The organism is Niastella yeongjuensis (assembly GCF_900110245.1).
Taxonomy (GTDB): Bacteria; Bacteroidota; Bacteroidia; order Chitinophagales; family Chitinophagaceae; genus Niastella; species Niastella yeongjuensis.
Window position 1 is genome coordinate 879878 of the sequence record NZ_FOCZ01000002.1, and the last position, 18912, is coordinate 898789.

The window sequence follows — 18912 nt, forward strand, 5'->3', positions numbered from 1 at the left end:
AGCAGACTAAAAACTTTTCTTGCTGTCTGCCGAATCACCGCCCTCGCTGAGGTATTTATTCAAAAACAGCAGGGTTACTTTGGCTGCCTTCATTTGATTTTCCTTTTTTCTAAAGCCATGACCTTCGTCCGGGAACAGCACATATTCTACCGGGGTGCCGTTCTTTTTGGCCCCGGCTACAATTTCATCACTTTCTACCTGCAATACCCGGGGATCATTGGAGCCTTGTAATACCAGCAGGGGTGTTTTTATTTTGTCTGTATTGAACAACGGGGAAATGGAACGCAGGCGTACCGAATCGGTGCCGGGGTCGCCCATTTCTTCGTACAGTGCTTTGCGAAAGCTTTCCCAATAGGCAGGAATGCTTTGCAGGGTCCTTAACCAGTTGGTTACGCCAAACAGATCAACCCCTACCTTGAATTCAGCCGGGTATTGAATGATACCGGCCAGCGACATAAAACCACCGTAACTGCCCCCATAGATGCCAATCAGCGAGGGGTTAATATAAGCCTGTTCCGCTAACCACTTCTTTCCCCACACGCAATCTTTCAGGTCTTTATCTCCGTGATTGCGGTTGTCCATTTTATAATACGTTTTGCCATAGCCGCTGCTGCCCCTGTTGTTTACGGCGAGAATGGCGTAGCCATGGTTCACGAAATATTGAATGGATTGTGAATAGCCGGCAGTGCTTTGTCCGCCGGGACCGCCATGCACCCATACCAGGGCCGGCACTTTATTGCCCGCAGCCGCATTCTTTGGCTTGTAGAATATGGCCGGGATTTGTAATCCGTCGAATGATTTAAAACGTACCACTTCTGCATCCACCAGGTCATTGGGATCTATTTCCGGATTTAATGAGTTGGTTAGTTTGTCGAGATTTTTAGAGGCGAAATTGAAGGAATACAAATTTACCGGCGACCGGTCGCTTACCACGTACACGATCATGTTTTTTTCCGTGGAGGAAATGCTTACACCTTGTACATAACCATCTTTGATGGTGGGGAATGCCAGCTGTTTGCCGCTTTTGTGGTCGTACATCAGTATTTTATTCCGGCCATCTTCATTAACCCCAATTACGCGGTATTTGCCGTTCTCGCTGATGTACATATACATAACATCCCATTTGTCACTGTAGATCTTTTGTTGTTTGCGGGTGGCAAGATCGTATTTCGCCAGGTAGGTGAATTCACTGCCTTCGTTAGTGGTATAATAAAAAGCGCTGTTGTTCAGTTCAAAACTTTGCGGTGAATAAGTGGCGTCTGTTTCGGCAGACAGCTTCTTCAAATCACTGGTTTTTCGGTTAAGCAGGTACATTTCATTTTTATCGGTGGTAATGCTTTTTGTCAGCACAAGCCAGTTCTCATCAGGTGAAATGCTGGCTACATCCAATCCCTTTTCATTTTGATAGATCAGTACCGGCTTCCAGTCGGTTGGGCTCATTTTATAAAGATCAAAAAAGCGGGGATCGCGAACATTGCTGGTATAATAGAAGGCCGTTTTAGGATGGTTCCAGGAATAAAAATCAGCTTTCTCCTTAACGCCCGGCGTTAGGTCGGTTACGTCGCCATCGGCTTTTTGTAAATAGATGTGCGAATTCTCATTGCCGCCTTTGTCGGCTGAATACAAAAAGTCGTTGGTACCGGGGATATAATCAATGGAGATATAAGATTCCTTCGCAGAGGTGGTCAATTGTTTCTTTTCCCTGGTAGCCAGGTCTATCTCGTATACATTGAAAATGCCGGAGCTGTTGTCATGAACGAGGATTTTAGTTTCGGGTTTATTAAAATTGCCGCCACCAAATGCAATCGTTTTATAAAATTGTTCAATGGTGTATTGTTTAACAGCTGTTTGGGAATAACTGAGATGCGAAAAGCAGATCAGGACAAAAGCAGTCAGGACTGGCCTCATGGTTTTAGTTTTAGTACCATAATTTACAATTTCTTTTTGGAAGCGGGCGAGCCTTTTCAAATACCTGTTTTCGATTATATATCCCAGATGGGGGTATTTGCATCTATTGGGAATATTGTGTATTTTTCGCCGGTTGAACCACAATCTACCCTGATGCAATATTTATCACCAAGCTCGTTATCCGGAGACGCCCTGATTACCCCACTTGATAAGAAAGCCATTCAATTAGAAAGAAAAAAACTCTTTGCCGAGCTGGAACTCAGCGGGGAAACTACGATCGAAATGAACGGCCGGTCATTTAACAAAAATGACATCATTCAATATTATGAGGACCTGCTGAAAGAGGATTCCCTGAACTATCATGCTGTGATTGCGGAAGATCCGATTTTGAAGCTTTTCCTGGAAACCGCTCATATTGGACGGAAAGAACTGTTTAAGAACAATCCCCTGTATACAAATGAGCAGTTTATTAACTGGATCAGTCCATATTTCAGCCATGCCTTCAGTACTTATATGAATGCCTGCTTTCTTGACCCCGATGAAGATGGGCTGACCTCCCTCATGAAGAACAATTTGCTGATGACCCCTGGTGATACTGAAAAGTCGTGGGAGGTGGTAACACGTATAGTCATGGGCAGTGTTTCTTCTATCGAAGAATACTATAAAACGCCCGGCAGTAAAATGCTCATCAAGGTAAAAGACCTGATGGAATTCCGTTATATCCGACTGGTGCAATTGCTTCCGAATGTCCGGTTTGCCCCGGTAAAGGATAAATATGCCTTTACAATTCTACAAGCCTGCGTATACACTTTTAACAGGAATAAACAAACCGGGAACTATGTTAGTAACTGGCTGGAAAACGGCCAATTGCTGGCAGCTTCCGAGGATATGAAGGAGCAGATTCGTAAAAAGCGGGAAGAACTGGAGGCCATCCTTGCTCCGATGGAGACTGGCGCTTCAGCACCGCAGTCGGCGGAAAGCAGCCCCTGGGCAATTATTAAATTAATAATATTTGTTGTGCTGTTGCTGGCGAGGTTAGCCACTTGTCACTGGTAAGAGATAGGTGGTAAGAAGTAAGAAGTAAGAAGTACGCGAGCTTCGTACCCCTGTTTCTTACTTCTTACCTTATTTATTTTAGACCTCAAATTGAGTTTTTCAACAATAACATACTTAAGACTAGCCTTTCAACCCCGTACCTTTTATCGCCTCATTCTGGTCTTTGTCGATGAGCAGTTCGTGCAGTTGGGCCGCATAACTCAGGATCTCGTCGGGGTTCTGTCTTCCCAGGGCCTCATTTCCCCGGGCCCGCAATACTTTTACCTGCGAGTGATTATAGTACTTATCATCAGACAGACCGGCATAATACAAATAAACCCGGGTAACATAAGAAACGTCCTTGCGTTTGATCTCCCAGATCAGCCTGCCCATTTCACCGATCTTCAATCGCAGGAATTGCGTACTGCAGTTATTGATCCAGGTGGGTTCATCAGCGCTCATGTTTTCAAAGCGTTGCAGCAGGTCTTTGTTGCCGGATTGTTGTAGCAATAGCCGTCCCTCTTCTTTTTTCTGATAGTATTCTTCTTTGAGCTCTACCATCCGGTCGCCTTTCTCGGCTGTATCGATGATCTGTGCCAGTCTTCTTTTCTGATCGTCCAGCTGGTATTTAGTGTCTGTTACATCATCTGCCGACAGCGTTCTTAATTTTGTCTGGATAGTTTCAAGGTCATTCAGCGCACGCTGCAGGGGAGCACTTTCTTCATATTTTTCAGTCTTTAACAGCTTGTCGAGCTGGCGTTTGCCCAACCGGTGCAGGTAATCTGTTTCCTGCTGTAAACGGGTTACGTTTATCGAGCGGGCCGAAGGACTGAACGCCTGTTTAAATTCTTCATCGATCATACTGATATAGGCCGTCACCGTTATATCGCGGCTTTCGCTGATCTCGAAAGTGAGGTCCACATCGGCGCCTTTTACCAGGTCGCTCTTAAGTTGTTTGCCCGAGATGCTGACAATACCTATGGGTAGGTTCGATTGTGGTGATGAATAACGGCTGCCCTCAAGCACATTGATCAGCAGCTGGTCGTCGCTTCCTTTCACAATGGTGCGGCTCAATGTTTTGGTGATCGATTTCTTGATGGGAAGGATCGCATTTCTTTCAAAGATCACTTCCAGGTGGGTGATGTTATTGTCTGTATCATCCACTTCAAGACAAATATCATGGGGAAGGGGCTGGCCGTATATGGAGAATTTTCCCTGTACGATCAGGATCTCGGGAATGGATACCTGCAAGGGGAAACCCTGTTTATCAAACAGCTTCAGGCTAAAAGCGTTCAGGCTGTTGGGCAGCAACAGCAGCATTTCACTGATCTTTTCAGCTACGGGTTTAAGACCACTGTCAAAACCGCCGTCGGCGCGGGTAATTCGATAGGAGCTACCGGCCGGTGCATTTTTGATGGTGGCTGCGAAATATTCTTCTGTGTCGCGGCTGTTCGACTGGAAAGCAGTTTTTATTTCAATGTTGGATGCTGCTGCGGCTGGTGCGGTTTTGCCACCGGTATTGGCAGCTTCCGGTTGTTGGGCCGCCGGCAGCGGAGTAGCTTTACTGGGTCTGCCGCCAGCATACCAGGCTGCGCCTTCCACTACTGCCGTTGTAGGGTCGATGGTGGTATTTACTTTAATACCCAGGTCCTGCGCCAACAGGTTTCGTACCAGGGGGATATAGGTACTACCGCCTACCAGCACTACTTCAGTAATATCCGAAGACTGCAGGTTATTCCGGGTCAACAGGTTCCGGATAAACGCAATAGAAGCCAGTACACGTTCACGGGCAATGGCGTCGAACTGGTCGCGGCTGATGGTGAAAAACACTTCGTGTTCTTCACCGGCTTCATCTTCAAAATCGAATTCTATATCTACGGTTGTGTTATTGCTTAACGCGATCTTCGCTTCTTCGGCTTTATACAGCAACTGAAAATACAGCTTATTATACTTGCCGTTTGCACTCAGCATTTTTGAAGACAGGTCCTGCACGCCATAGTGGCTTTCCAGGTACGGAACGAACAATTGCGTAAGGATACCATTGTCGAAATCTACGCCGCCAAAGAAATTATCGCCTTCATGGTCAATGACCTTCATTTCATCATCCTCGATAACTACGAGGGCTACGTCAAAAGTACCGCCGCCGAGGTCATACACCAGCCAACGGCCTTCCATACCGGCCTTGCCTTCTTTATTGGCGAATGCCAGACTGGCTGCAATAGGTTCCTGTAATAACAACACCTCTCTGAAGCCGGCGGCATAACCTGCTTCTTTGGTGGCATTGCTTTGAATGGTATCGAAACTGGCCGGGATGGTAATCACCACGCTGGCCGGAGATTCACCGGTAAAAATGAAGTTCTTTAATTCCTGTAAAACGATCGTGCTTAGTTCGATAGGTGTTTTGAACGAGCCGCTATTGGGAATGAAAAAGCTTTCCCCGGTACCCATTTTGCGCTTGAAGGCTGCAAATACATTGGCCGGGTCTTTTTCAACGTATTCCCGGGCTTTATCTCCAATTAGGATGCGGTCTTTCCGGAAGGCCACCACGCTGGGCAGGGTCACTTTCATACCGGAAGGGTTTTTGAAAATATCCACACTTCCGTTATTCGCCTTTGCGATCAGGGAATTGGTGGTGCCCAGATCGATGGCAAAATTGATAGTCGACGACATATGTGTTAATTAAATTATTTATTACCTACAATGACAACGCCTTTCTGTAATAAAGAGCGGCCGTCTTCCTGTTGGGTGTAAACGATGGGTTTTATAACATCCAGTACGTGTAGTTTACCGGTTGCTTCACCGGTGATGCTGGCTTCCAGATCGGTACGGGCCTCATTATAAGGTTCTCCCAGTGGATTGAGCAACATGAATCCGGCCTCTTCCAGAACGTTTTTCATCCGGTCTATATTACGAACAATGCCGGTGGATGGCTGTCCTGTGGATAGTTTTTTTTCCAGTTCAAATACAAGGTTGGCCATTTTTATCCATAGGTGTTGGGGCATGATAGGGTACTATTTGCGTACAATATAGAAGGCCGTTTTCAAAACTCAAAACTTTTCTGCCTGCGCTGGCATGATTTTTTATATCACATGCCCCTGTTAAAATAGCAGGCTGATAACACGGATAGTTGCAAGTATGGGTTATCTTTAAATCCTGGAATAACGGAGCTGCCACCTTATACGATTGTTCCAATCCCCGCCTGATTTTTTAGCAGAAAAATAAACAGTTACATATGGACTTTGCCATGGGAACCAAGTTTCTTCCTAAAAATTTTGTCGCCGGCGGTGTAATGGCTAAACTCATCAGTGAGTTTGACTGGTCAACAACGCCGATCGGTTCACCTGACACCTGGTCAGAAAGCCTCAAGAACCTGGTAAACATGATGCTGGTGAATCGTTTTCCCATGCTGCTTTGGTGGGGCGAACACTATGTTCAGATCTATAACGATCCATACATTCCGGTACTGGGGTTAAAACATCCTTCTCCGGGGCTTGGCCGGCCGGGTTACGAATGCTGGGATGAGATCTGGAATGTGATCGGCCCATTGATAGATACGCCGTTCAAAGGGGGAGCTGCATCATGGATGGATGATATCCTGCTAAAAGTTAACCGCAATAATTTTGAAGAAGAGACCCACTTTACCATAGCGTATAGTCCCGTGCCTGATGCCACTGCACCCAATGGTATTGGTGGTGTATTGGCTACAGTTAATGAAATTACCGAAGAGATTATTGGCAAGCGGCAAATGGAAATACTGCGAAAATTAGGGAAAAATATTTCCTCTGCTTCTTCGGTAGCCGAGGTATATATACAGGCGGCTATGGTACTAGCAGAAAACCCTTTCGATATCCCCTTTGCATTTATACACCGGATCGACTCCAATTCAAAAGCCTGGTTGGAAGCGGTGGCCGGGATTGAGATGGGGCATCCGGAATTACCAAATGAAATGGATCTCACCCGTGAGAATACTGAATGGAACGATTGGGTCAGGTCTGCAGGTGAGCGTATTGTGGTCTTAGGTGATAATGATCAGATCAGGATTCAGGTTCCTACCGGTGCCTGGGATGCTGCACCCACGCAGTTTGCCTACCTGCCCATCACGGAAGCTAAACGGGGTGCACCTATTGGCATGGTAACATTGGCATTGAATCCCTTTCGAAAGTTTGATGAATCGTACAGCAATTTTGTACAGCTGATAGCAGATCAGATCTCTTCAGGCGTCACAAACAGACTGGCCTATGAAAAGGAAAAACAAAGAGCCGAAGCGCTGGCAGAACTGGACAAAGCAAAGACCGCTTTCTTCGGGAATGTAAGCCATGAATTTCGAACACCACTAACTCTTATGCTGGGACCGCTCGATGAGCTACTGGTACAAAAGCAAACGCAGGTAGTAGCAGAACGCGATGTGATTGCCCTGATACAACGGAACGGCCTTCGCCTGCAGAAACTCGTTAACACCTTACTCGACTTTTCAAGGATTGAAGCCGGGCGCATGCAGATGGTCTTCAAACCCATAGATATTTCTAAAATAACATCCGACATCGCGAGCAATTTCACTTCGGCTATATCGAACGCAGGGCTTGAATTTGAAATTGATTGCCCAAAGTTGCCTGAACCCATTTACCTGGACGAAGAGATGTGGGAAAAAATAGTACTGAACCTGCTGTCCAATGCATTCAAGTTTACTTTCGATGGAAAGATCAGGGTTCAGCTCCGCATGCTTCCTGGTGTTGCAGAATTAAGGATTGAGGATACAGGAATTGGAATTTCGAAAGAAGATCAGTCAAAGATCTTTGAACGGTTTCATCGGGTATACCAGGCTCGGTCACGGTCATTTGAAGGAAGTGGAATAGGATTGGCATTGGTAGGTGAATTGATAAAATTACATGGTGGAAGTATTGGAGTAGAAAGTGAACCCGATGTGGGAACGGCATTTATTGTGAGGCTTCCCCGCGGCAGGGCGCATCTGCCTGCAGAACAGATACAATATAGGTCAGGAGAACAATTGTCAACCGCAATAAAAGCAAACGTATTTCTGGAAGAAGCAATGCGATGGTTCCCCGATGATGTGCGGGAACACACCACTGCAGACCAGGAAATAAAAGAACAGGCTTCCCATAAACCTTCAATCATCCTGGCCGACGACAACGCCGACATGCGCGAATACATTAAAGGGGTGCTTGTTGAATATTGTAATGTGTATGCAGTGGTAAATGGAAAACAAGCATATGAACTGGCTAAAGCAATAAAGCCTGATCTGGTTTTGTCTGACATTATGATGCCGGAGATAGATGGGTTGGAGTTACTGGAATTATTGCGGCAGGACCTTTCACTTAAAACGACACCCGTTATTTTGCTCTCTGCACGCGCGGGCGAAGAAGCAAAGATCGAGGGTTTTCATGCCGGTGCCGATGATTACCTCACCAAACCCTTTACCAGAAATGAACTGATAGCAAGAGTGAATTCCAATATTCAACTCTCGAATATCAGAAAGGAAATGGAAGAAGCCATCCGGAAAAGCGAAGCCCGGCTGCGGGCACTGGTTATTGCTACTTCTGATGTGATCTATAGAATGAGCCCAGACTGGACAGTTATGCGGCAACTGGATGGAAGAAACTTTTTGCAGGATACCGGAGAACCAATTTCCAACTGGCAGGATAAGTACATTCACCCAAAAGATCAGGCCAGGGTTTGGGGCGTAATACAGGAGGCTATAAAGACAAAATCTGTATTTCAACTGGAACACCAGGTCATTCAGGCTGATGGGACTTTAGGCTGGACGTTGTCGAGAGCGGTTCCTATTCTCGACAGGCAGGGTGAGATCATAGAATGGTTTGGGGCTGCCAGTGATGTTTCTGTAAGAAAGCTGTATGAAACCGAACTGGAACGCCGGGTTGAAAACCGTACAAGGGAATTGAATGAAGTGAACTCCGCTTTGAAGATCTCAAACGACGATCTGTTACAGTTTGCACACGTGGCCAGCCATGACCTGAAAGAACCAGTGCGAAAAATAAAGACATTCACTAATCGCCTGATTGATGATTCAGATATGTTGACGTCGGAGAAAGGAAGATCTTATTTAAACAAAATAATGACCTCCGCCGAACGGATGTCGACCATGATCGATGGAGTGCTTATGTATTCCTCATTAAATGGGACCAACGTTGAATTGGAAAGTGTAGACCTGAACGTCATTCTGGAAGATATAAAGGTAGACCTGGAGTTGTTGGTTCAGCAAAAAGGCGGCACCCTGAAATATCCAGCTATGCCAGCGGTTGTTGGTGGGCGGTTGTTGGTGTATCAGTTATTTTATAACCTTATCAGCAACTCGTTAAAGTTCGCCCATCCTGACAGACAGCCGGTAATTGAGATCAATTGGCAGCTTAAACAAAAAGACAATAATCAATACTATCAGATCACGCTTACTGATAATGGGATTGGCTTTGACCCGGCATATAATGAGTTGATTTTCGACATGTTCTTGCGCCTGAATACAAAAGACCGCTTTGATGGAACAGGATTGGGGCTTTCACTATGTAGAAAGATCGTTGAGCGGCATGGCGGCTCCATACACGCTGATGGCAAGAAGGGAGAAGGCGTTACCTTTACCATTGAATTTCCTGTAATTGATCTCAAAAAAAAGATTTAATGAAGTTAATGTTAGGCGACGATGATATTGATGATATCGAATTGTTTCATGAGGCGGTGAAAGAGGTGAGGCCGGATGCCGAGTTGATCGTTTCGTACAACGGACGGCAAGTACTCTCAAAACTACAAACGGAAACTCCGGCTGTTATTTTCCTGGATATCAATATGCCTGAAATGAATGGCTGGGAATGCCTTAAATATTTAAAAGATGATATTGCATTGAAAGACATCCCGGTTGTTATGTATACAACCTCTTCCTCGAAACGCGATATCGACATTGCCCGGAATCTTGGAGCCTTCAAACTGGTAACAAAACCAGACCGCTTTCAGGACTTGCTGAAAATTATCTCGGGCATCCTGGGGGAAATTGACAATTAACCCCGTGGAAGTGCCTGATATGCGATTTATCCACCAAATGCTGCGAAAAGTAGGATAATTCAACTGTTTCATTGGGTAATTTTGTGTCATAGTAATCTGAAGGGGATGAAAAGCACAATACCTATCTGGCAAATAAAAGAAAATATATCCGGTGTACGGATTGACCCGTTCACCGAAACTTATATTTCTACTGCATTGAATGATGCCAGTAAACTACACCGCAACGACCATTTCATATGTTTGTTATTAACATCGGGCGGGGGCGAACTGGTAGTTGACTTTAAGAAGGTGCCCGTTGCTAAGGAAACGCTTGTTTTCCTGATTCCAGGACAGATTCAGCGGGCCGTTATGTTTAATGAAGGCAGTAAAGGTTGGATATTATTTTTGGATGATAAGCTGGTTGACGAACATGCCAGGTTAATGATAGAAGACTCATTGCATAAGGGCCCGCTTTTATCGCTATCAAAATCGGATCTTAATTGGTATATCCGGTATTTTGAACTGCTGTATCAAACCTACCAGGATAATACGTTGGGATCGCTTCATAAATTAGCCGTCAATGCATTGGCAGCACCCTGTATTTATAAGATCGCATCTGCCTTTCAGGCAAGTACGGAATCGTTATCGGGGCAACACTCCCGCAGAAGCGTTGAACTTACAAAGAGATTTAAACAATTGGTAAGAAAGCATTACCGGGAACTGAAGAAGTCAGGCGATTATGCAGATCTGATGAACTTCTCGGTAAGCTACCTGAACGATACGATAAAAGCCGTTACCGGGTTTACCGCAACCCATTATATTCAGCAGGAAATGCTTAGGGAGGCGCAACGATTGCTCTGTTATACTGACTTTAGCATAAAAGAGATTGCCAGCTATCTGGGTTATGATGATCCCAAATATTTCAACCGGATGTTCACCGCGCTGGCTGATGTTTCACCAGGCCGTTTCCGCAGTGATTTCAAATCTACTAAACCATAGCACACTTTTATTGATGTGCCAGTAATGCAGGTTTACTGGTAACAGGTACATGCTGTTGAATAACAGCGTACAGGATGCTTTTTGCCATCAGGTATTATAAACTAATGCAGATAATGAAAATATACCCTTTTAAAAGCATTGGAAAGCGGGGCCTTTATTGCCTGTTTCTCAGTGCATCGGTTGGTAGTGTCAACGCACAAAATGACGACAATGCTACTATGAGACTGTCCTTGAATGAGGCCATCCGGTATGCAAAAGAATCGAATAAACTGGTTGGGGTTTTGAAGACGGAGGAAAAAGCCACACAGGCAGATCTGGAGGATGCCAAAATGGGTGCTTTCCCCCGTATTACCAGCAATGCATCCTATCAACGTTATACTAAGGTAACCTTGTATCATGATGTGCTCGGCGAATCGCATTCAATCCCCAAACCACCAAGCTACAATGCCGGTGGTTTGAATGTAGAAGCGGCTTTTAATTTATATGCGGGTGGCAGACAACGATACGCAGTAACGGATCAAAAGTACAAAGGCGAGCTGGCATGCATAAATACAAATGAACAGGAAGCAAACATTGGGTTGCAGGTGGCTCTGCAATACCTGGATATGATCAGGATCTACTTTCAGGAACGTCTCATAAAGGATCAGATAACCAGGGCGGAATCAAGATTGAAGAATATCAACGCCTTTTACACCAATGGTAAAGTAACTAAAAGTGATTTGCTAAGGGCCGAGGTGGTATTGTCCAATGTTCATTTGGGTGAAACTTCAAACCGGAACGATTACGGGATCAGCAATCAGCGGCTGAATACATTATTGAACCTGAATGAGTCGGTAAAGATCATTCCGGTAGATACCACCTCGTTAGGCCTGCCTGACAGCGTAACGTTTGCAAGTTTATTGAAAGAATACCCGGGTACGTATGCGATCTTAAAAGCGCAGAAGAATATCGAGATACAGGAGAACAGGGTCGCACTGGCCAAATCGGCTAACCTGCCAACTATTGCCTTATTCGGCGGCTACGGGTTTAACTATCCAAACACCCTTGTTTTTCCACCGGTGGCGCAAACTTTCGCTGTTGGCCTCATTGGCGTGAGGCTCTCTTATGATATCTCCTCGTTGTACCAGAATAAAAATAAGGTAAGGTCAGCCACCATACGGGCCGCAGAACTGAAACAGCAGAAAGACTGGATCCAGGATAACGTGGCGCAGGAAGTAAGGGCTTTGGCAGTTAAATATAATGAGGCTGTTGAACGAATGCTGGTTGTGAAAAAGACTATCGAACAAACTGAGGTGAATTATGATATACAAAATACCAAATACGCCAACCAGTTGAGTTTGTTGACCGATCTGCTGGATGCTGATAACCTTTACCAGGAGTCGAGGTACAATTATATACAGGCTAATATAGCGGCCTTGTCAATCTACTATCGTTTACTTTTTATAACCGGAAAACTTTAAAGAATAAATAGAAATGGAAGCAAAAAAAAGTAATGGAAAGAGCCTCATGAATAAGTTCACCATATGGGTCGCGGTTTTGGTTGTAGTGACCGCGCTTGTTTACTTTATTGGATATATTTTACGGGCAGGTGTATATGAAGACACGAATGACGCGCAGGTGGAGTGCTTTATCAATCCTGTTTCGGCGCGGGCTGGCGGTTTTATAAAGAACGTGTTGTTCAATGAACACCAGCAGGTGAAACAGGGAGATACACTGGTAGTGCTGGATGACAGGGAGTATCTACAGCGGGTCAGGGAGGCTGAGGCCATGCTGGAAGATACCAGGGCACAACAGGAAATACTGGATGCCAGTATCCAATCGGTTCAGACTTCTACCCTGATAAACAAAGACCAGATCACTGCTGCGCGGGCAAGGCTTTGGCAACAGGAGCAGGATGTAAAAAGATTCAGAAACCTGTTGGACAAAGAAGCCGTGACCTTATCGGACTTCGAGCTGGTACAAACAAAATACGATGTGTCAAAAAGCGATTACAGCGCAGCTATAAACGGTTTGAAAACGGGCGATAGCAAAGTGCGTGAATTGCAGGCTAAATACAATTCGCTTTTGGCGGCACGTAAACGGGCCGAAGCATTGCTGGGGCTGGCAAGACTTAACTTGAGTTACACGGTCATAACTTCTCCCTATAGTGGATATACAGGAAGGAAAACCATTCTTGAAGGCCAGCAGGTACAGGCAGGACAGCCATTGGTATCGGTGGTCAATACAAACGATAAATGGGTGATCGCGAATTTTAAAGAAACCCAGGTGCACGGCATGTATATAAGCCAGCCGGTACAAATTGAAGCAGATGCGATCCCTGGTAAAATCTTTAATGGAAAAATTGAGGCCATCTCTGCTTCTACCGGTTCCAGGTTCTCCTTATTGCCCGCAGATAATTCCACCGGTAATTTTGTAAAGATCATTCAACGGGTGCCGGTTAAAATAGTCTTCAATGATCGGGACGTGGAGGAACTTAAAGCCGGAATGAATGTAAATGTTAAAGTAAGGAAAGCTACAAAATAAACCAGCATGGAGCAGTCGATCTATATTAACAACCTGGTGGGCAGGCATGTAGGCCTTGTAAGGATTTCGCTGATCCTGATATTGTTTGCGTCAGTGGCCCAGTTCGCTTCTTTCGGGCTTATACAGGCCCATGTGGTTTCATTTTATGGCGCACAGCAGGAGGATGTTTCGTTTGCTTTACAGATCGCCTATGTGGGAATTATTACAACCCTGCCCATACAATTCAGGCTGCAAAGATATTTTAATACCCGGAGTTATCTTTTGACAGCACTTTTAACGGGCATTCTTTTGAATATGGGGTGCCTGTTCATTCACGATCTCGTGCTCTTTTCAATATTACGTTTTTTAATAGGGGTAGTTACGTGTATTGTGGCCGGCTGCATACTGATAGTCATTTTTACTACATTTTCAGCATCGAATAGAATGCTTGCCGGCGTATCCCTGTTTTTTTCATTGATCCTTACCTGTGGCGTGTTGATTGGTATTGGCGCCTCCTGGGTCGTGTTAAGAACAAACTGGACCGCAGTATATTATGGTTTGATTGGCCTTCAGGTAATGGCTATACTGCTCTGTATCTGTCTATTCAAGCCCCGGCAAACCACAAAAGCCTACCCTTTATACCAGATCGATTGGCCCGGTGGTGCTTTGTTTATGTTTGCCGCTGCTGCCATGTTATTCGTAATGATCTATGGACCTAAACGGTACTGGTTTGCAGATGCAACCATTAGAAACACAACGATCTTTGCGGTCGTTGCTACAACACTTTTCCTTTTCAGACAAGCCTCTCTCAAAAGGCCCCTGATAGATCTGAGCGTGTTTAAGGTTGGTAAATTTATTTTTGCAATTTTTCTCATGCTGTTGTTCTGGGGAATTAAAGACAGTATAAATCTTATATATGGATACGCCGCTTCAGTGCTTGGCTGGAGTTCGGCAGACGTGGTGAACTCGGGTTTATATAACATTGCCGGAGTAATTATTGCGACGATCATTGCTGTAAAGATGATTATGGTAAACAAGCAACATTTACCCAAACTATTGTTGGTTGGTTTTGGTGTAATGTCCTTTTATCATATCTGGGTCTATACGCATCTTACGCCTGATCTGTCATTTGCCGACCTTTGTATGCCCATCTTTTTACATGGCTTTGCCTGCGGACTATTGTTTGTTCCGGTAAGTGTATTTTGTATAGGATCTGTGCCTCAGAGCACCGGTATGACTGGCATTGTTGTTTGTACCTATACCCGCTTTATAGCCACGCTCAATTCCATTGCCGGGTTTTATACGTTGCAGTTAAATTATAACCAGCTGTTCAAAGATAGTTTTTTGAGCAAGCTGATTCCCGAAGAGGGTACTGTTACGCAGCGCCAGGAATTATATAAAGGTCTGTTTGTATCAAAAGGATATACCACCGGTGAAGCGATGGGTATTTCAAACATGCTGCTGGCGAAATCTCTGGGTATTCAAAGTCAGTTATTAACGCTTAGGGTGATATTTTTGATTGGTACCGTATTGATGGCTATTGTCTTCGTTATCTTATTAGGTTTTGCAGTTATAAATAAGATAAAGGCAGCCAGGTTAAACAGTGTGACCAATTAAGTCTGAAAAAGAGCAGATCCCTCCTGGTGTACCGGAGGGATCTTATTTTTGGATCAATTGGCTGCCTGTCTGTTAAAACCCACCGTATCTCTGTAAAACTGTGGGGAGATGTCTGTTTTGCCTTTAAAGAATCTGCTGAAATAGTATTCATCCTCATAGCCCAGTTCATATGCAATCTCCTTGATCGTTTTATCTGTAAGATATAACTCCCTTTTGGCTTCAATAATGATGCGGTCGGTGATCAGGTCTGACAGTGTTTTATTGAAATGGGTTTTGGTGATCCGCGCGAGCGCATTAGGCGTCAGGTGCAGGATGTCGGCATAATCACTTGCAGAATGTTTCAGCCGGAAATTTTCTTCGATCGCATTTCTTAGGTCCTGCACAATGAAACGCTGTTTATCATTGACAGCACTGGCTTCCTGCATGGACTGCTGTTCGAGCTTTATTCTGGTGGCAAGTACCAGAAAGATCTTCAGGTAAGATACAATAACCTCATCCCTTCTCAACGCTTCCGTTTTCAATTCCCCGGTTATTTCGCTGACGATGTTCAACAGCGTTTTTTTCGAACTTTCCTGCAGCCAGATAAATGGTTGCTGGTAAATATTGTTGAACAGGATACCATTGGCTGCTATCTCTTTATGATGTCTGTAGATGCAGAAAAAATCATGATGAAATTGAATGGCAACACCCATTAATGTTCCTTTTGCCTGCAGCATGAATGGCTGGTAGGGATAAAAGGCGAACAGGGTATTTTCCCGGCAGGGATACTCGGAAAAATCAACAGTCGCCAGTCCTTCCCCCGCGGTGATGATGATCAGGGTGAAATAGTTATTCCGCTGAATGTGATCAAAATAACTATTGTTGTCGAATTCGAAAACCTTGAAGGCCAGGTTCCCGTTCTGTTGATTGATCAGCGTATAAACCGACTGCGATAACATCTTGCATAATTTTAAAGTTCAATCACAATGTCCGATGTTGGGTGGGCACAACAGATCAGAATGTGATTGTCTGATGGCTCCATAAAAGGCTCGGGGTCATATTCAATGGTACCGGTAACTAATTTTGTTGCACAGGTGGCACATGTTCCCACTCTGCAACTGTGTTCTGGTTCTAATCCTGCCGATTCACTCAATTCTAATAAGCTGCCTTTGCTTTGGTCCCAAAGGATCTCTTTATTTGATGTAAGCAAGGTAACGGTATAACTTTTATTTGTAGCCATTTTTATTACGGATTGAAGGGTGAGTATTCTAAAAAGTTCCAGTCTACGCGGTGGTGTTCCTGGGTGATGATCCATCGGGCGTGCTGAAAAAGCCAGAAACGGCCTGTACCTCTGGTTCTGGCGAGGTCAATTTCTGATGTCTGGTCAAAAAGGAGATTGGTTGTCCCCGTTAGCTGTAATGTTTGTCTTTTTTCGAAATCAATGAACAGTAAACCAGCTTTGGGGTTTTGCAGCATATTGCCAAAAGTACTGAACAGGCTGTTGCCCGGATAGTCCGGTATTTTGATCATCCCGTTTTCCAGGATCTCAATAAAACCGGGATTGCCGCCCCGGTGCGACGCATCCAAACGGCCGTCTAACCCTGCACTGGCCACGAAAAATGTATCCGCGCTTTTGATCCAGTTGATTATCTCTTCGTTCAGTTCAATTCCTTCCCTTGACTTTGAGTGCGTTTGTTCAAAATATTCCGGCATTGAAATAACCCTGCGCTGGATATATTTGGGACAATTGGGATAGGCCTGTTCAACATGGAATTCAATTTTTGAGTTTTCAATACCTACACTACCGTTTACCCGCAGTCGTTTGCGGGTTGCCAGTTCAATGAACAGGCTCCCGATCTGGTTATCATGGGCGATATTGGAAAAGAAAATATCCGCCGGATTGCTGACTAGTTGTTGGGTGTCGAAAATTATGGTAGCCGGGTCCGGCACTTTTACAAAGCCGAAGTTGCCGATCAGGATCGAGGCCCATAACTCATGCGCGGCATTTCGGCTGCCGACAATTGCCATTGGCTGCTTCTCCACAAAATTAATGGCACCCCTGGGTATTGATGGGGCGATCATCATTTTGTTATGAGCTGCCATTTCAGCTTCACCAACCCGGTTTTGAATGTCACGCTCGCCGCTATGAAATACATCGGTCATATGCTGTAAATTAGATCACTGTCCCCCAGGGTTTCATTGAGGGACAGTGATGATTTAAAAGATCAGGACGTTGTATCCTTCCTTTCTAAGTTTGAGAAAACTAGGTAAGCCAGGTGTTCCGGGTACCTTATTATCTGCAACCAGGTCGTAACCAGATGCATCGGCGCCGAATACAGCAGCACAACCAGCGGAAACACCTTCTATTCTATCCTTTACTGCCAGAAAAAGTGCATTTACCGGGTGCGAGGGTTGCACCAATTGTTCCGGCCACCGGGCGCCTGTTCCCTGAAAAATAATTTTAACATCTTCGCCTTCATTTTTAAGGTCGTAGGCGGCAGCTAAAGCATTGAATACACGGCCAACTGCTTCATCCTCACCTGTTTTAGGGTCAGAAAGGATAACGATTGCTGTTTTGTTCATATTATTTGCATTTGTATAATGCAAAGGTGGCCTGCAATTGGTCGCTGAAGAATGGATAATTTGGACAATCTAATGGATGATTTTTTCTGGCCGGTAATAAGAAGGGTACAGCTATTATTTCTTTAACAATTCATCTATTGTGTTATAAAACTCCTCTGTTTCCCCGGTACAGATCTTAACCAGTTTGCCCTGGGGATCGATGATGAATTTAGTGGGGTAAGTTTCAATATTGAATAAAACGGCCAGGTTATTGGATACCCTGGTGTCGAGAATGTGTGTCCAGGTTAAGTTGTTATTGGTAATATACCTGCGCCATACTGAGTCTTCGTCCTTGCACGAAACACTTATCAGTTCCATTTTGTCTTTGTATTTATCCGCATAAGCTTTCATTTTAGGAAAACCTTTAAGGCAGGGCGGGCAGCCGGTAAACCAGAAGTCCAAAACAACATACCGCCCTTTATAGTTTTCAGGTTTAATGGTCTTGCCATTCATATCGGTTGCCATGAATGCTGGTATGGGGGCGCCAGGTGTAACCCTTTTAAGGGCGAGTATTTTATCTTTTATGCTTTTGAGGTAATACGATGCAGATAAACGGCTGTCGAATAAGTTATAGATAGAATCCAGCAAAGCATAGTTATCAGTTTTGTAATGGTCGTATAATACATATGCGCCTACCAGGTTACTTGTGTTTTCCAGTATGAATTTTTCAGCTACCTGGTTTTCTATCCGAAGCAGCCTGTTGTATAAATTCCGGCATAATTGTTTTTCTTGTTCGGTTCCCACCTTATAAGAGGTATCAATGAGAACCCGGGCCATTTTAAACAGTGGTGTGTATCGCGCCTGAAAGTCATCGTACAAATTTTGTGAGGCGCCAGGTAGCCGTTCAACCGGAGCTTTTTCAAATTTGGCAAAGGTGCACTGTATACTGGTGATGCCGGGATCCAGGAAGAGTTGTTTCCGGGCAAAATCTCTATTATTTAAATTGCTGTAATCACCGTTTTTATAAGCTTCAATAGACTGTTTGTTTTTTGCCAGATAAACATAAGATAGTTCCGGATAGGCCGCCTTACGCGAAATTGAAAATTCGCCATTGTTGGTAATTAGGGTATCGCTTTTTTCCGGGCCCTGAAAAACCACCAGCATGGTATCACAATCTGTGATCTTTCCCTTTAGCTGAATTTTTTGTGCGTTTGACTGTGTGGCAATAAGGACAGTAACGAGCATGGGAATCCCTTTCAAATTCATAACATGATTTTGATTATTAAAGAATAAGTAAGAAGTAGT

15 protein-coding genes are annotated in these 18912 nt (G+C 44.6%); 7 read left to right on the plus strand and 8 right to left on the minus strand.

Annotated elements, in window-relative coordinates; translation table 11 throughout:
* Positions 1-6 precede the first annotated feature (6 nt).
* A complete protein-coding gene (locus BMX95_RS08260) occupies positions 7-1908 on the minus strand; it encodes a S9 family peptidase (protein ID WP_081201727.1) in 1902 nt (633 codons plus the stop codon).
* Between BMX95_RS08260 and BMX95_RS08265 the strand changes: the two genes are divergently transcribed.
* A complete protein-coding gene (locus tag BMX95_RS08265; protein ID WP_081201729.1) occupies positions 1864-2964 on the plus strand; it encodes a hypothetical protein in 1101 nt (366 codons plus the stop codon). The genes BMX95_RS08260 and BMX95_RS08265 overlap by 45 nt on opposite strands.
* Before the next feature lie 120 nt (positions 2965-3084).
* Here BMX95_RS08265 and BMX95_RS08270 read toward each other — a convergent pair whose 3' ends face one another.
* On the minus strand, positions 3085-5613 hold the full coding sequence (locus BMX95_RS08270) for an Hsp70 family protein (protein WP_081201730.1): 2529 nt from the start codon (positions 5611-5613) through the stop codon (positions 3085-3087).
* A 14-nt stretch (positions 5614-5627) separates the two neighbouring features.
* Positions 5628-5945 (minus strand): hypothetical protein, encoded by a 318-nt coding sequence (locus tag BMX95_RS08275; RefSeq protein WP_133053964.1) that lies wholly within the window; start codon positions 5943-5945, stop codon positions 5628-5630.
* Positions 5946-6175: 230 nt separating this feature from the next.
* Here BMX95_RS08275 and BMX95_RS08280 point away from each other — a divergent pair, with 230 nt between their 5' ends.
* From BMX95_RS08280 to BMX95_RS08305, 6 genes are all read left to right on the plus strand, one after another.
* Entirely contained in the window at positions 6176-9592 is a 3417-nt protein-coding gene (locus BMX95_RS08280; RefSeq protein ID WP_081201732.1) for an ATP-binding protein, read from the plus strand.
* Positions 9592-9969, plus strand: a complete 378-nt coding sequence (locus BMX95_RS08285; RefSeq protein ID WP_081201733.1) for a response regulator — start codon at positions 9592-9594, stop codon at positions 9967-9969. The genes BMX95_RS08280 and BMX95_RS08285 overlap by 1 nt, the downstream gene beginning before the upstream one ends.
* A 105-nt stretch (positions 9970-10074) precedes the next feature.
* A complete protein-coding gene (locus BMX95_RS08290) occupies positions 10075-10947 on the plus strand; it encodes a helix-turn-helix domain-containing protein (RefSeq protein ID WP_081201734.1) in 873 nt (290 codons plus the stop codon).
* Positions 10948-11060: 113 nt separating this feature from the next.
* Positions 11061-12407, plus strand: coding sequence for a TolC family protein (locus tag BMX95_RS08295; RefSeq protein ID WP_165758981.1), 1347 nt, complete (start codon positions 11061-11063; stop codon positions 12405-12407).
* Between the two features lie 13 nt (positions 12408-12420).
* Positions 12421-13470, plus strand: a complete 1050-nt coding sequence (locus BMX95_RS08300; RefSeq protein ID WP_081201736.1) for an HlyD family secretion protein — start codon at positions 12421-12423, stop codon at positions 13468-13470.
* 6 nt (positions 13471-13476) lie between these two features.
* Positions 13477-15066, plus strand: a complete 1590-nt coding sequence (locus BMX95_RS08305) for an MFS transporter (RefSeq protein ID WP_081201737.1) — start codon at positions 13477-13479, stop codon at positions 15064-15066.
* A gap of 53 nt (positions 15067-15119) precedes the next feature.
* On the opposite strand, the gene BMX95_RS08310 is transcribed toward BMX95_RS08305, so the two are convergent.
* From BMX95_RS08310 to BMX95_RS08330, 5 genes are all read right to left on the minus strand, one after another.
* The gene (locus BMX95_RS08310; RefSeq protein ID WP_081201738.1) at positions 15120-16004 is read right to left on the minus strand and encodes an AraC family transcriptional regulator; all 885 of its coding nucleotides are present in this window, start codon (positions 16002-16004) and stop codon (positions 15120-15122) included.
* 11 nt (positions 16005-16015) lie between these two features.
* Positions 16016-16285 carry a 2Fe-2S iron-sulfur cluster-binding protein gene (locus tag BMX95_RS08315; protein ID WP_165758982.1) on the minus strand — a complete coding sequence of 90 codons (270 nt, stop codon included), beginning with the start codon at positions 16283-16285 and terminating at the stop codon, positions 16016-16018.
* A gap of 5 nt (positions 16286-16290) precedes the next feature.
* Positions 16291-17208, minus strand: coding sequence for a PNPOx family protein (locus BMX95_RS08320; protein ID WP_081201741.1), 918 nt, complete (start codon positions 17206-17208; stop codon positions 16291-16293).
* A gap of 54 nt (positions 17209-17262) precedes the next feature.
* The gene (locus tag BMX95_RS08325; RefSeq protein WP_081201742.1) at positions 17263-17628 is read right to left on the minus strand and encodes a DsrE family protein; all 366 of its coding nucleotides are present in this window, start codon (positions 17626-17628) and stop codon (positions 17263-17265) included.
* 114 nt (positions 17629-17742) lie between these two features.
* Positions 17743-18873, minus strand: coding sequence for a TlpA family protein disulfide reductase (locus BMX95_RS08330; RefSeq protein WP_081201743.1), 1131 nt, complete (start codon positions 18871-18873; stop codon positions 17743-17745).
* Positions 18874-18912 lie beyond the last annotated feature (39 nt).

Excerpts from the sequence above, each read along its gene's own strand:
- BMX95_RS08265 (WP_081201729.1), top strand. The coding sequence starts at position 1,864 with ATGCGAAAAGCAGATCAGGACAAAAGCAGTCAGGACTGGCCTCATGGT.
- BMX95_RS08260 (WP_081201727.1), bottom strand. The coding sequence starts at position 1,908 with ATGAGGCCAGTCCTGACTGCTTTTGTCCTGATCTGCTTTTCGCATCTC.
- BMX95_RS08270 (WP_081201730.1), bottom strand. The coding sequence starts at position 5,613 with ATGTCGTCGACTATCAATTTTGCCATCGATCTGGGCACCACCAATTCC.
- BMX95_RS08275 (WP_133053964.1), bottom strand. The coding sequence starts at position 5,945 with ATGCCCCAACACCTATGGATAAAAATGGCCAACCTTGTATTTGAACTG.
- BMX95_RS08280 (WP_081201732.1), top strand. The coding sequence starts at position 6,176 with ATGGACTTTGCCATGGGAACCAAGTTTCTTCCTAAAAATTTTGTCGCC.
- BMX95_RS08285 (WP_081201733.1), top strand. The coding sequence starts at position 9,592 with ATGAAGTTAATGTTAGGCGACGATGATATTGATGATATCGAATTGTTT.
- BMX95_RS08290 (WP_081201734.1), top strand. The coding sequence starts at position 10,075 with ATGAAAAGCACAATACCTATCTGGCAAATAAAAGAAAATATATCCGGT.
- BMX95_RS08295 (WP_165758981.1), top strand. The coding sequence starts at position 11,061 with ATGAAAATATACCCTTTTAAAAGCATTGGAAAGCGGGGCCTTTATTGC.
- BMX95_RS08300 (WP_081201736.1), top strand. The coding sequence starts at position 12,421 with ATGGAAGCAAAAAAAAGTAATGGAAAGAGCCTCATGAATAAGTTCACC.
- BMX95_RS08305 (WP_081201737.1), top strand. The coding sequence starts at position 13,477 with ATGGAGCAGTCGATCTATATTAACAACCTGGTGGGCAGGCATGTAGGC.
- BMX95_RS08310 (WP_081201738.1), bottom strand. The coding sequence starts at position 16,004 with ATGTTATCGCAGTCGGTTTATACGCTGATCAATCAACAGAACGGGAAC.
- BMX95_RS08315 (WP_165758982.1), bottom strand. The coding sequence starts at position 16,285 with ATGGCTACAAATAAAAGTTATACCGTTACCTTGCTTACATCAAATAAA.
- BMX95_RS08320 (WP_081201741.1), bottom strand. The coding sequence starts at position 17,208 with ATGACCGATGTATTTCATAGCGGCGAGCGTGACATTCAAAACCGGGTT.
- BMX95_RS08325 (WP_081201742.1), bottom strand. The coding sequence starts at position 17,628 with ATGAACAAAACAGCAATCGTTATCCTTTCTGACCCTAAAACAGGTGAG.
- BMX95_RS08330 (WP_081201743.1), bottom strand. The coding sequence starts at position 18,873 with ATGAATTTGAAAGGGATTCCCATGCTCGTTACTGTCCTTATTGCCACA.